This is a genomic window from Pantoea sp. B9002 (assembly GCF_013385945.1).
Classification (GTDB): Bacteria; Pseudomonadota; Gammaproteobacteria; order Enterobacterales; family Enterobacteriaceae; genus Pantoea.
On record NZ_JACAPA010000011.1, the window covers coordinates 116,959 to 129,728 of the forward strand.

12 protein-coding genes are annotated in these 12,770 nt (G+C 55.6%); 9 read left to right on the top strand and 3 right to left on the bottom strand.

Features of this window, described 5'->3' with window-relative positions; translation table 11 throughout:
- Positions 1-194 precede the first annotated feature (194 nt).
- The 4 genes from hupB to HX773_RS09170 all read left to right on the top strand — a co-directional run bounded on the left by hupB (position 195) and on the right by HX773_RS09170 (position 3,547).
- Complete coding sequence (gene hupB, locus HX773_RS09155; protein WP_036648244.1) at positions 195-467, top strand: nucleoid-associated protein HU-beta; 273 nt, start codon at positions 195-197, stop codon at positions 465-467.
- A gap of 237 nt (positions 468-704) precedes the next feature.
- A complete protein-coding gene (gene ppiD, locus HX773_RS09160; RefSeq protein WP_176971269.1) occupies positions 705-2,573 on the top strand; it encodes a peptidylprolyl isomerase in 1,869 nt (622 codons plus the stop codon).
- 140 nt (positions 2,574-2,713) lie between these two features.
- The gene (locus HX773_RS09165) at positions 2,714-3,037 is read left to right on the top strand and encodes a ComEA family DNA-binding protein (protein ID WP_176971270.1); all 324 of its coding nucleotides are present in this window, start codon (positions 2,714-2,716) and stop codon (positions 3,035-3,037) included.
- 102 nt (positions 3,038-3,139) lie between these two features.
- On the top strand, positions 3,140-3,547 hold the full coding sequence (locus HX773_RS09170) for a thioesterase family protein (RefSeq protein ID WP_137385275.1): 408 nt from the start codon (positions 3,140-3,142) through the stop codon (positions 3,545-3,547).
- Positions 3,548-3,584: 37 nt separating this feature from the next.
- Here the strand turns inward: HX773_RS09170 and queC are convergent, their stop codons facing one another.
- Positions 3,585-4,280 carry a 7-cyano-7-deazaguanine synthase QueC gene (gene queC / locus HX773_RS09175; protein ID WP_154153596.1) on the bottom strand — a complete coding sequence of 232 codons (696 nt, stop codon included), beginning with the start codon at positions 4,278-4,280 and terminating at the stop codon, positions 3,585-3,587.
- A 26-nt stretch (positions 4,281-4,306) separates the two neighbouring features.
- Positions 4,307-6,022 (bottom strand): SgrR family transcriptional regulator, encoded by a 1,716-nt coding sequence (locus tag HX773_RS09180; protein WP_176971271.1) that lies wholly within the window; start codon positions 6,020-6,022, stop codon positions 4,307-4,309.
- A 93-nt stretch (positions 6,023-6,115) separates the two neighbouring features.
- Between HX773_RS09180 and cof the strand changes: the two genes are divergently transcribed.
- Positions 6,116-6,937, top strand: coding sequence for an HMP-PP phosphatase (gene cof, locus HX773_RS09185; RefSeq protein WP_176971272.1), 822 nt, complete (start codon positions 6,116-6,118; stop codon positions 6,935-6,937).
- Between the two features lie 34 nt (positions 6,938-6,971).
- Here the strand turns inward: cof and HX773_RS09190 are convergent, their stop codons facing one another.
- Positions 6,972-8,006 carry a PLP-dependent cysteine synthase family protein gene (locus HX773_RS09190; protein ID WP_176971273.1) on the bottom strand — a complete coding sequence of 345 codons (1,035 nt, stop codon included), beginning with the start codon at positions 8,004-8,006 and terminating at the stop codon, positions 6,972-6,974.
- Between the two features lie 115 nt (positions 8,007-8,121).
- On the opposite strand from HX773_RS09190, the gene HX773_RS09195 reads away from it, so the two are divergent.
- From HX773_RS09195 to glnK, 4 genes are all read left to right on the top strand, one after another.
- Positions 8,122-8,583 carry an Lrp/AsnC family transcriptional regulator gene (locus HX773_RS09195; protein ID WP_176971274.1) on the top strand — a complete coding sequence of 154 codons (462 nt, stop codon included), beginning with the start codon at positions 8,122-8,124 and terminating at the stop codon, positions 8,581-8,583.
- Between the two features lie 23 nt (positions 8,584-8,606).
- Positions 8,607-10,376 carry a SmdA family multidrug ABC transporter permease/ATP-binding protein gene (locus HX773_RS09200; RefSeq protein WP_176971275.1) on the top strand — a complete coding sequence of 590 codons (1,770 nt, stop codon included), beginning with the start codon at positions 8,607-8,609 and terminating at the stop codon, positions 10,374-10,376.
- Positions 10,369-12,144 (top strand): SmdB family multidrug efflux ABC transporter permease/ATP-binding protein, encoded by a 1,776-nt coding sequence (locus HX773_RS09205; protein WP_176971276.1) that lies wholly within the window; start codon positions 10,369-10,371, stop codon positions 12,142-12,144. Before HX773_RS09200 ends, HX773_RS09205 begins: the two co-directional genes overlap by 8 nt.
- A gap of 259 nt (positions 12,145-12,403) precedes the next feature.
- The gene (gene glnK, locus HX773_RS09210; protein ID WP_007886947.1) at positions 12,404-12,742 is read left to right on the top strand and encodes a P-II family nitrogen regulator; all 339 of its coding nucleotides are present in this window, start codon (positions 12,404-12,406) and stop codon (positions 12,740-12,742) included.
- Positions 12,743-12,770: the final 28 nt, after the last annotated feature.

A 12,770-nucleotide genomic window follows, 5' to 3' on the forward strand; every position in this document is an offset into this window, starting at 1 on the left:
CTAAAAAGCGAAGCTGGCAGGCAAAATGGTGCTTGCCAGCTTTTTTTTGTGCCGCTAACTTAGTGGGCTGCTGGATCAACGATTAAGATGAATACCGTTGTTTCAGCTCCACAGGCTTGATATAACTGGCTGCGCGTTCGCACCGGGCGGGAAGCGCGGGTGCGATGTGAATAATAAAAGAGGGGATGAAGAGAGTGAATAAGTCACAGTTGATCGACAAAATTGCTGCAGATGCTGACATTTCTAAAGCGGCAGCGGGACGTGTTTTAGATGCATTCATGGACTCCGTTACCGAAGCTCTGAAGGGCGGTGATGAAGTGGCACTGGTTGGTTTCGGTACTTTCTCTGTACGTGAGCGTGCAGCTCGTACTGGCCGTAACCCACAAACGGGTAAAGAGCTCACCATTCCGGCTGGTAAAGTTCCGGGCTTCCGTGCTGGTAAAGCACTGAAAGATTCCGTCAATTAATGACCGCTGATACATCCATTGAAGCATTTTCTTCCGTGGATTGAGGACGCAAAAGCCGTTCTCATGTAACATACGGGCACATCATTTTTGATGTGCCTTTTTTATTCTTGATGCGCGGCGATAGCCTTTGGTTGTTGTCTCCGCATGGTTGCCAACTGCCAGCCTGAACAGCAGTTGCACGATGATGACATCGTGTTAGAGCTTTACATTCACACTACAGCGGAGTGTTGTCATACCATGATGGACAATTTACGCGCGGCGTCGAATCATGTCGTGCTCAAGATTATTCTGGGATTGATCATCCTGTCTTTCGTACTCACCGGGGTGGGCAACTACCTGATCGGTGGCGGCGGTGATTATGCTGCCAAAGTTAACGGCCACGAGATCAGCCGTGCAGAGCTGGAGCAGGGTTATAACAACGAGCGCAATCGTCAGCAGCAGATGCTGGGCGATCAGTTCTCGCAGTTAGCCAGCAACGAAGGCTACATGCAGCAGATGCGCCAGCAGGCGCTGTCGCAGTTGATCGACCAGGCGTTACTTGATCAGTACATCAAAGATCTGCACATCGGCATCAGCGATGATCAGGTGAAACAGGCGATCTTCAATCAGAAAGCTTTCCAGACCAACGGTAAATTCGACAACGCCAAATACAGCGGCCTGATCACCAGCATGGGCTTCACCGCTGATCAGTATGCCGAAGCGCTGCGCAAGCAGCTGGCGACGCAGCAGCTGATTAACGCGATTGCTAACACCGATTTCATGCTGAAAGGCGAAACCAGCAAGCTGGTGGATCTGGTGTCGCAGCAGCGTGAAGTGCGTCAGGCGGTGATTGATGTCAACGCGCTGGCGGCTAAGCAGACGGTCAGCGACGACGAAGTCAGCCAGTATTACCAGCAGCACCAGAATAGCTTCATGGCGCCTGAGCAGTTCCGCGTGAGCTACATCAAAATGGATGCCGCTAGCATGCAGGAAACGGCCAGCGAAGCGGATATTCAGAGCTGGTACGATCAACACAAAGCGGATTACTCACAGCCGCAGCGTAATCGCTACAGCGTGATCCAGACCAAGACGGAAGCTGACGCTAACGCCGTGGTTGATGCGCTGAAGAAAGGCGAAGATTTCGCCGCGCTGGCAAAAAGCAAATCTATCGACCCAATCTCAGCCCGCAAAGGCGGTGACATGGGTTGGCTGGAGCCGAGCACTACGCCAGACGAGCTGAAAAACGCCAATCTGACGCAGAAAGGCCAACTTTCCGGTGCCATTAAATCGTCGGTTGGCTTCCTCGTGGTGCGTCTGGATGATATCCAGCCGGAGCAGGTTAAGCCGCTGGCCGATGTTCATGACATCGTTGCCGACAAAGTGAAACAAGAGAAAGCGGTTGATGCCTTCTACAAAATTCAGCAGAAAGTAAGCGAAGCAGCCAGCAACGATAACGAATCGTTGGCGGGCGCGGCGCAGGCTTCCGGCTTGAAAGTGGTAGAAACCAATTGGATCACCCGCGACAACCTGCCAGACGAGTTGAATTTCGATCAGGTTAAACAGGCGATCTTCAACGGTGGTTTAGTGGGCCAGAATGGTGCGCCGGGTAACAACTCCGACATCATCTCTGTGGATGGCGATCGTGCCTTTGTACTGCGCATCAGCGAGCACAAACCGGAAGCGGTGAAGCCGCTGGATCAGGTAAAAGCGCAGATCGTAGACTCGCTGAAGCATGATAAAGCGACGCAGCAGGCGAAAGCACAAGCAGACAAGCTGCTGGCCGATTTGAAAGCCGGTAACGCGGATGCATTGAAGGCTGCAGGCCTGACGCTCAGCGCCAGCAAATCGTTTGATCGCAATGCGCAGGATCCTGTTGCTCAGTCGGCCTTCAATCTGCCACAACCTGCCGACAATAAACCGTCGTGGGGCGTGAGCGAAGATATGCAGGGCAATGTGGTGCTGATCGCGCTGGATAAAGTCAGCGCGGGCAACATGCCGCAGGCGCAGATCGATGAGATGGTAAAAGGTGTAACGCAGAATAACGCGCAAATCGCCTTTGAAGCGCTGCTGGAAAACCTGCGTAAAGAGGCGAAGATTAAGTACGGCGCCGCAGCACAAAACCAATAAGCCTCACAAAAAAAGTTAAACCACTGCAATACCCGAAAGGCCGCTTATGCGGCCTTTTCCATTTCTGTAATTGCCCTTTTGAGCGTTGAATTGAGCTGTGACACCCTGCTGTTGCTGTCAAACACAAGGAGAAAAACAGCATGATGAAATCAACGTTTCAAGCCCTATGCATTACGCTGGCGCTGGGCGGCGCAGTTTATACCACCGGACTGGCGGCTGCCGAAAGTCCCAGTGAAACGCAGGCGACGCAAGTCTCCACGCCACAGGAAGGACAGGTCAGCATCAATTCAGCCACCGCCGAACAGCTGGCGGCGGGTATGAACGGTATCGGACTGAAGAAAGCGCAGGCGATTGTCAGTTATCGCGAACAATACGGGCCATTTACCGCCATAGAACAGCTCAAGGAGGTGCCGGGCATTGGTAGCGCCCTGATTGAGCGCAACAGCGCCCGGCTTAAATTGTGAAGCGTCTCGCGACTTTGAAGGATTGAAAAAGCCCGGATTCAGGCTGTGCTATGCTCAACAGGTCTTACCAGTTGTCATTCTCAGCCTGAACAAGGAGCAATAATGCAAACCACAATTAAAGTGCGCGGTTACCATCTGGATGTTTATCAGCACGTGAATAACGCGCGCTATCTGGAATTTCTGGAGGAGGCGCGCTGGCAGTGGCTGGAGGATGTCGATGCGTTTCATTGGCTGATGGAGCAGCAACTGGCGTTTGTGGTGGTGAATATCAACATCAACTATCGTCGTCCGGCGGTATTGGGCGACGTACTGAATATTGAAAGTGAAGTGTCACAGCTCAGCGGGAAGAGCGGCATCATTGCGCAGCGTGTCCTGCTGGCGAGTGATAATTCGGTGGTGGCCGATGCAGCGCTGACCTTTGTCTGTATTGATCTGCGTACGCAAAAAGCGGTGCCGATGGAAGGGGAGTTGCGCGAGCGTCTGGCGTCGTTGATGGTCGAAAATGAATAACTGGCGCCGATGACGCCAGTCTACCCTGCGGCCTGAATCAGTTGAGGCCGCTTTTTTCTTTCATCGCTGCCATCACCGCCGACGCGTTCGCCTGATAATCTGCCAGGCCACGGGCGCGTAAATGGCAGGCCGCGCATTCGCCGCAGCCATCACCTTTTACGCCGTTGTAGCAGGTAAGCGTTTCAGCGCGGACCAGCGGCAGCTGCTGCCAATAATCGGCCAGCGCCCAGGTTTCAGCTTTATTCAGCCACATCAGCGGCGTCTCAAAACGAATATTGCGCGCCATGCCCAGGCTGACGGCGTTATTCAGTGCTTTAACAAACTCATCGCGGCAATCCGGATAGCCGGAGAAATCGGTTTCGCACACGCCGGTGATCACCGCTTCGGCTTCGACCTGATAGGCATAAATCGATGCCAGCGTCAGGAACAGAATATTGCGGCCCGGTACAAAGGTACTCGGCAAACCGCTGGCATTGGGATCGTAGGTCGGCACCGGAATGTTGTCGCGCGTCAGGCTGCTGACGGCTAATTCGTTGAGCAGCGTAACGTCCAGCACTTTGTGCGCGCGCGCGCCCAGCTTGTGCGACAGCTCAGCCGCAACCTCGATCTCTTCACGATGGCGCTGGCCGTAATCAAAAGTCACGCAATGCACTTCATCATAGTGTTGCAGCGCCTGAATTAAACAGGTGGTGGAGTCTTGTCCGCCACTGAATACCACAACGGCTCGTTTCATTTTTTCTTCCCCAAAAATCAGTGCGCTTATGGTACTGGCTCGGACGCAGGCTGAACAGCGCTAGCTGTGGTTGGCGGCGGAATCCAGGCGCGGGTGAAATCAAACCATCCCAGGCTATTAAGCTGGATGCCCTCCACGCCGGGCGGCGCAAAAACCTGATAGCGATAGTTAAACAGCGGCAGTAAATGGCCATCGCACATCAGCTGCTGAAACAGTTGCTGAGTCAATTCACCGCGCTGCAACGCATCAGGTTGTTGGGCAATAGCACTCAGCGGCGTTTGCAGAACCTGTTCGCGCAGCGGCTGCCAGACGGGATCGTTCTCCAGCCAGTTCACCAGCGTAAACAGCGGTGCATCGCCAATCAGCCGATCGCCCATTACCACATCGGCTTCACTGAGATCGCTATCGTCACGCCAGCTTTTTACGTCATGGAAAATGCAGGTGAGGGCGCAGCCGTGTTGCGCCAGCAGTGGAATCAACGCCTGCGCCATCACATGCAGTTCGACCGGCAAGTGGTAATGCAGCGTTAACGTAGGCGGCAGTGCAATCTTCTCTCTTTCGGCGCGCGGTACCGGCCAGCCAGGCAGCAGTTCGTGGCTCGGTGTGATTAAACCTTCATCCAGCGGCAATTGTTGAATCACACCGCTACGCTGAATCAGGGCAATCAGCGATTGCGCCTGTTCGGCACTGAAGTGCGCCGAGATGCGTGGCGCCAGATAGCAAAATCCCAGGCTGATACTGCGATCAACCGGACGCAGCGAGCCGAGTTCGTCAGGATCGCCAATGGCGATTTGCACCGGATGGCTGCAACTGGTGCCGAGATCACGATCAAACAGCTGCGGCGTGATCCAGTATTCCATCCGCTGGATCAGCGGGCGCTGCAAATGCCAGCGCGCGTGGCTCTCCAGCCGCACCATCTCAGCGGTGAAATGCGTGAGTTTCCACGGCCCGCTACCGATATCGGCGAATTCAGGATGAGGTAACAGACAGAATTGATGCGCCAGCCGCTGCGGCAGCCAGTAATCGCTTTCACGCAGTTGAATATGTATCGCTAGCGGATGTGGCGCTTCAATCCGTTCAATCGCCGCCAGCAGCCGCGAACCGCGCGGCGATTGCCTGATCTGTTGCAGCTGCTCAACCAACTGCGCCGCCTGCAGCGGTTCATCGTTGTGCCAGCTGAGCTGTGGGCGCAGCCAGAAATACCAGTCACGGCCGCTGGCATCGTGCTGCCAATGATGCGCGATATCGCCTTCAACATCGTTATCGCGAAAGCGCGTTAGCCCGGAGAAAACCTGGCGCGCCAGATGTTGCTCGGCGCGTCCGGTCAGCTGCAGCGGACGCAACGGCTCCATCGCGCGGTAGTAAGGAATGCGCAGCACCGGCGATTGGTTCTGCCACTGACCGCCCATCAGCGGCCGCAGCATTTTCACTAATCGCTCGGGATGCAGATCCAGCACCTGCAGCGCCTGTACCGCCTCGCCGGCGTCGAGTTGCTGCGTTAATAGCTGCTGGCGCAACTGTTCCGGCGACACCAGGAAAGTCAGCTCGCCCTGTTTGCCACGCCCGGATTCACCCCGCCACTGCAGCCAGCCGGCATCCTGCCACTGACGCAGCAGCGTGCGCACATGGCGCTCGCTGCAAAAGCAGTGCTGCGCCATCGCAGCGACGCTGAGGCGTTGTGTTTCGCCGTGGCTGAGTTGCCACAGGCGCTGAAATTGATTGACCCGATGAAGTTCGCGCATGGCTAAACCCGGAACAGTTTTTAAAAAGTATTCACTATTAGTTCCGTAATTGCCAGGCGATAGTAGCTGCCTCACTCAGACAGGAGAATTCGCATGGCTCGCCTCGCGGCATTTGATATGGACGGTACGCTGTTGCTGCCTTCGCACCGGTTAGGTAATGAAACGCTGGCAAGCCTGCATGCGTTGCATCAGCGCGGCGTCACGTTGGCGTTTGCCACCGGGCGTCATCTTATGGATATGCAGCGAGTACGCGAACAAATCACCTTGCCTGCATGGCTGATTACCGGCAACGGCACGCGTATTCACGATCTGGAAGGCAACCAACTATACGGCTGCGATTTATCGCCATCGGTGGCGGAAGAGGTGATTCATACCCATTGGCAAACGCCAGCCTCGATTCATATTTTCAACGATGAGGGCTGGTTTACCGATAAACCGCTGCTCGGCGCGCTGGAAGCGCATGCGATGAGTGGCTTCCAGTATCAGCTGCGCGATTTGCGTCAGATGTCGGCGCATGAAGTCACCAAAATCTGTTTTATTGCGCCGCATGAAATGTTGCAGGCGCTAAGAAGTGAATTGCAGGCCGCATTGGGCGAGCGGGCCAACATTTGTTTCTCTGCGTGGGATTGTCTGGAAGTGTTACCGGTCGATTGCCATAAAGGCGCGGCGTTGGGACGTTTGTGCCAGCACCTTTCGCTGTCGCTGGCGGATTGTATGGCGTTTGGCGATGCCATGAACGATCGCGAAATGCTGGAGCGCGTTGGCAGCGGTTTCATTATGGGCAACGCCATGCATCAACTGAAAGCGTCGTTGCCCCATTTACCGATTATCGGACATTGCGAGACACAGGCGGTGTCTCACTACCTTAATCACTGGATGACCACACCACACCTCGATTATTCCCCCGAATGCTGAGGCTTACAGTGAACCGGACAGGACGTCCGGTTTTTTATTGCAGCTCACGCACCCAGGGTGCAATGTCGCCGATATTCTGCTCTACCCACTGCGGATTGTAATAGGTGTCGGGATAGCGCTCACCGCTGTCACACAGCAACGTCACCAAAGAACCCTGCTCGCCGTTTTCCCGCATGCGTTTTGCCACCTGCATCATGCCCCAGAAGTTGGTGCCGGTTGAGGCGCCAGGACGACGTCCCAGCACCTTTTCCAGCTGCAGCATCGCGGCGATAGTCGCGCCATCTGGCACTTTCATCATCTCGTCAATAACGTCGGGTAAAAACGACGGTTCCACACGCGGGCGGCCAATGCCTTCAATCAGACTGCCGCGTTCGCTGCGCAGCGTTTTTTCGCGGCTATGCCAGTAATCAAAAAACACTGAATGCTGCGGATCGACCACCAGCAGGCGCGTGTCATGGCCCTGATAACGGATATAGCGGCCCAATGTTGCTGAGGTGCCGCCGGTACCGGCGCTCATGATCACCGTATGCGGCACCGGGAAGGGTTCGTGTGACATCTGGCGGAAAATGCTTTCGGCGATGTTGTTGTTGCCGCGCCAGTCGGTGGCACGTTCGGCGTAGGTGAACTGGTCCATAAAGTGGCCGTTGAGTTCACGCGCTAAACGCTCGGATTCGCTGTACAGCTGGCAGGGATCGGCGACGAAATGGCACTCGCCACCGTAAAAACCAATCATCTCGATTTTGCGTTTCGCGGTGCTGGCGGGCATCACGGCGATAAAGGGCAAACCGAGCAGGCGAGCGAAGTAAGCTTCCGATACCGCAGTACTGCCGGATGAGGCTTCAATGATCGGCGTATTTTCGTGGATCCAGCCATTCGCCAGGCCATAGAGAAACAGGGAACGCGCCAAACGATGTTTTAAGCTGCCGCTGGGATGGGTGCTTTCATCCTTGAGATAGAAGTGAATGCCGGGAAAATCATCCAGCTTAAAGCGGATCAGATGTGTATCCGCAGAGCGCTGAAAATCGGCGTTAATTTCATTGATGGCGTGGCGAACCCAGGGCGTTTGCATGTGGCATTTCCGTAATCATTATTGCGCACAGTGTAAGGCACTGGCAGGAAAAAGAGGTTGCTTTAATCGCGGTATAATGGTGCGCTTAGAGAAAATTTTTCTCCGGGAGTGGCAAATGTTAGATAAAACTGACCGCACTTTGCTGGCATTGCTGCAGCAGGATTGCACGTTGTCGCTGCAGACGTTGGCCGATGCGGTGAATCTCACCACCACGCCGTGCTGGAAACGCCTGAAAAAACTGGAAGATGATGGCATTATTCGTGCGCGCGTGGCGCTGGTGGACGGCGAAAAAATCGGTCTGTCGCTCACCGCCTTTATGTTTGTCAAAACCCAGCAGCACAGCAGCGAGTGGTTTAAGCAATTTGTCGCCGTGGTGCAGCAAATGCCGGAAGTGATGGCGTTTTACCGCATGGCGGGCGAGTACGATTATTTGCTGCGCATTCAGGTCGCGGACATGAAGAGTTACGACAGCTTTTATAAGCGCCTGGTGAACGGCGTGCCGGGCCTGATGGATGTGACCTCCAGTTTTGCCATGGAAGAGATTAAATACACCACCGCATTGCCGGTAGCGCCCTAGCGGGCACAGAAAGAGACACTCTTGTGCGATTATTCAGCCAGTTAAGTTGGTATTTCCTGCGCGAGTGGCGGCGATATCTGGGCGCCGTCAGCTTGCTGATCGTTATTGCCTTGCTGCAATTGCTGCCACCGCACGTGGTTGGCGTGATTGTCGACGGCGTCACCCAGCATAATTTAAGCGCCGGGCAGATCTTTATGTGGATCGGCGTGATGCTGGTGACGGCGGTAATCGTCTATCTGCTGCGCTACGTCTGGCGCGTGCTGCTGTTTGGCGCATCCTACCAATTAGCCGTTGAGCTGCGTGAAGATTTCTACCGTCAGCTCAGTCGCCAGCATCCGGCATTTTATCTGCGCCATCGCACTGGCGATCTGATCGCCCGCGCCACCAATGATGTGGATCGCGTGGTGTTTGCCGCCGGTGAAGGCGTGCTGACGCTGGTGGATTCACTGGTGATGGGATTGGTGGTGCTGATTGTGATGAGCACCCAAATCAGCTGGCAGCTGACGTTACTGGCGCTTATCCCGATGCCAATTATGGCCTTCGCCATTCAGAAAGATGGTGCCCGCTTGCATCAGCGTTTCAAAGTGGCGCAGGCGGCGTTCTCCAGCCTGAACGATCAAACCCAGGAAAGCCTGACCAGCATCCGCATGATCAAAGCGTTTGGCCTCGAAGATCATCAGTCGCAGCAATTTGCCGGCATCGCCGCTGATACTGGCAAGAAAAACCTGCATGTGGCGCGCGTGGATGCGCGATTCGATCCGATCATTTATATCGCTGTCGGCTTCTCCAACCTGCTGGCGATTGCCGGTGGTGGCTGGATGGTGTGGAATGGCAGTTTGACGCTCGGGCAGCTCACCAGCTTTGTGATGTACCTCGGCCTGATGATTTGGCCCATGCTGGCGCTGGCGTGGATGATCAACATCGTTGAGCGCGGCAGTGCGGCGTGGAGCCGTATCCGTTCATTGCTGGCGGAAGCGCCGGCGGTTGAAGATGGTCAGAAAGTGTTACCGCCCGAACCTGGCGTGATGCAGGTTGCCATTCGTGAGTTCCGCTATCCGGCCAGTTCTGGCCCGGTGCTGAGCCATGTTAATTTCCAGCTAAAACCGGGCCAGATGCTGGGATTATGTGGGCCAACCGGCTGCGGCAAGAGCACGCTGCTGAGCCTGATTCAGCGCCACTTCGACATCGATCAGGGCGATATTCGTTACCACAATACGCCGCTGCCGCAGTTGCGACTCGATAGCTGGCGCAGCCGGCTGGCGGTAGTCAGCCAGACGCCTTTCCTGTTCTCTGACACCATTGCCGCCAATCTGGCGCTGGGTCGCCCGAATGCGACGCAGCAAGAGCTGGAGCGCGTGGCAACCATGGCCTGCGTGCACGACGATATTCTGCGCCTGCCACAAGGTTATGAGACCGAAGTGGGCGAGCGCGGCGTGATGTTATCGGGCGGACAGAAGCAGCGCATTGCGATTGCACGCGCGCTGCTGCTGAATGCCGAAATCCTGATTCTGGATGATGCGCTGTCGGCGGTTGATGGCCGTACTGAACATGACATCCTGCATAACCTGCGTCAGTGGGGCAAAGGGCGCACTTTGATTATCAGCGCGCACCGTCTGTCGGCGCTCACCGAGGCCAGCGAAATTCTGGTGCTGCAGCACGGCGCCGTGGCGCAGCGTGGCGATCATGAAACCCTGGCGGCTAAAGAGGGTTGGTATCGCGATATGTACCGTTATCAGCAGCTGGAAGCCGCACTGGATGACGATGAAGTGGCAGAAGGAGCAAGCCGTGGCTAAATCACAACGTTTATGGCCGACGCTGAAACGACTGCTGGCGTATGGCAAACCGTGGCGTAAATCGCTGTGGCTGGCGGTCGGCATGCTATGGATTGCTGCGGCAGCCGAAGTGACCGGACCGGTGCTGGTGAGCTATTTCATCGATAATCTGGTGGCGAAACATCAGATGCCGTGGGGCATTGTCGCTGGCCTGCTGGTGGGCTTTATCCTGCTGCAATTGCTGGCCGCCGGTTTGCACTATTTTCAGGCGCTGCTGTTTAACCGTGCGGCGATTGGCGTGGTGCAGCAATTGCGCGTGGATGTGATGAACGCGGCGTTGCGCCAGCCGTTAAGCGCCTTCGATACCCAGCCGGTTGGACAAATCATCTCGCGCGTCACCAACGACACCGAAGTGATCAAAGATCTCTACGTCACCGTGGTGGCAACGGTGTTGCGCGCCGCTGCGTTGATTGGCGCGATGCTGGTGGCGATGTTCTCCCTCGACTGGCGCATGGCGCTGGTGGCGATCGTGATTTTCCCGCTGGTGCTGACGGTGATGCTGATTTATCAGCGCTTCAGCACGCCGATTGCGCGTCGCGTGCGCAGCTATCTGGCGGACATCAACAACGGCTTCAATGAAGTAATCAATGGCATGAGCGTGATCCAGCAGTTCCGCCAGCAGGCGCGCTTTGGTGAACGCATGGGCGAAGCCAGCCGTTCGCACTATCTGGCGCGCATGGAAACGCTGCGGCTGGATGGCTTTTTATTGCGCCCGTTATTGAGTCTGTTTTCGGCCATGATTCTGTGCGGTTTGCTGATGCTGTTCAGCTTCGCCACGCCGGGCGTGTTTGAAGTCGGCGTGCTGTATGCCTTTATTACCTATCTTGGCCGCCTCAATGAACCGCTGATTGAACTCACTACGCAGCAGTCGATGCTGCAGCAGGCGGTGGTGTCCGGCGAGCGCATCTTCGAACTGATGGATGCGGATCAGCAAGCTTACGGCAACGATATTCAGCCGCTGGCTTCCGGCAGCATCTCGCTGCGGGATGTGAGCTTTGCCTATCGCGATAATCGCGATGTGCTCAGCAATATCAATCTTGAAGTTCCGGCGCGTCATTTTGTTGCGCTGGTGGGACATACCGGCAGCGGGAAAAGCACGCTGGCGAATCTGCTGATGGGCTATTACCCGGTGACGCGCGGCAGCATCGAACTGGATGGTCGCCCGCTGCCGCAACTGTCGCATGCCGCTTTACGTCAAAGCGTTGCGATGGTGCAACAGGATCCGGTGGTGCTGGCGGATTCGCTGCTGGCCAACGTGCGTTTGGGGCGCGATATCCCGGAAGATCAGGTGTGGCAGGCGCTGGAGACGGTGCAGCTGGCACCGCTGGCGCGCAGCATGGCGGACGGCATCCATACGCGTTTAGGCGAGCAGGGCAATAATCTGTCGGTTGGGCAGAAACAGCTGCTGGCGCTGGCGCGCGTGTTGGTGTCTTTACCGCAAATCCTGATCCTCGACGAAGCCACGGCGAATATCGATTCCGGCACGGAACAGGCGATTCAGCATGCGTTACGTGCATTACGCCAGCACAGCACGCTGGTGGTGATCGCGCATCGCCTTTCCACCATTACCGAGGCCGATCAGATTTTAGTGCTGCATCGCGGTCAGGTGGTGGAGCGCGGTACGCATGCTGAACTGTTGGCCGAGCAGGGCCGTTACTGGCAGATGTATCAGCTGCAGCAGGCCGGCGATGAACTCGCGGCGAGCATCCCCGTACAAGCTGAAGGGTGAATTGCACCTTTTTTGCACAGTTTTATCGGAATGTTCTGTATTGATGCACTTCTTTGAGGCTTAAAGCACCAAAGAAGTGCAATATTGCAACACCTTTCCTCTTCCTCCTCCGCAATCTGCGCTGTGCTTCACATAACGAAGCGTGATGCAGCGCGCCTATGCTACTGACATTCCCCTTTTTTTATTTATGGCACAGCCTTTGCTTATATCCCTACGTGTCCGCGAAGACTCACTCAATTTCTTATCCGGAGGGGAACGTATGAAGCTGGTTACCGTGGTAATCAAACCATTTAAGCTGGAGGACGTGCGTGAAGCCTTATCCTCTATTGGCATTCAGGGACTGACAGTTACCGAGGTTAAAGGTTTCGGTCGCCAGAAAGGTCACGCAGAGCTTTATCGCGGTGCCGAGTACAGCGTTAACTTCCTGCCAAAAGTAAAAATTGATATCGCTATTGCGGACGACCAGCTTGATGAAGTGGTCGATGTCATCAGCAAAGCCGCGTATACCGGCAAAATTGGCGACGGCAAGATTTTCGTCGCAGAACTGCAGCGCGTCATTCGTATTCGTACCGGCGAGACCGACGAAGCAGCACTGTAACTGGGGCTCTGAATTGTGATGGGATGGA

Bases quoted from the DNA above. Each gene is read 5' to 3' on its own strand.
- queC (WP_154153596.1), bottom strand. From the start codon at position 4,280: ATGAAACGAGCCGTTGTGGTATTCAGTGGCGGACAAGACTCCACCACC.
- HX773_RS09165 (WP_176971270.1), top strand. From the start codon at position 2,714: ATGATGAAATCAACGTTTCAAGCCCTATGCATTACGCTGGCGCTGGGC.
- cof (WP_176971272.1), top strand. From the start codon at position 6,116: ATGGCTCGCCTCGCGGCATTTGATATGGACGGTACGCTGTTGCTGCCT.
- HX773_RS09180 (WP_176971271.1), bottom strand. From the start codon at position 6,022: ATGCGCGAACTTCATCGGGTCAATCAATTTCAGCGCCTGTGGCAACTC.
- HX773_RS09170 (WP_137385275.1), top strand. From the start codon at position 3,140: ATGCAAACCACAATTAAAGTGCGCGGTTACCATCTGGATGTTTATCAG.
- ppiD (WP_176971269.1), top strand. From the start codon at position 705: ATGATGGACAATTTACGCGCGGCGTCGAATCATGTCGTGCTCAAGATT.
- glnK (WP_007886947.1), top strand. From the start codon at position 12,404: ATGAAGCTGGTTACCGTGGTAATCAAACCATTTAAGCTGGAGGACGTG.
- HX773_RS09190 (WP_176971273.1), bottom strand. From the start codon at position 8,006: ATGCAAACGCCCTGGGTTCGCCACGCCATCAATGAAATTAACGCCGAT.
- HX773_RS09195 (WP_176971274.1), top strand. From the start codon at position 8,122: ATGTTAGATAAAACTGACCGCACTTTGCTGGCATTGCTGCAGCAGGAT.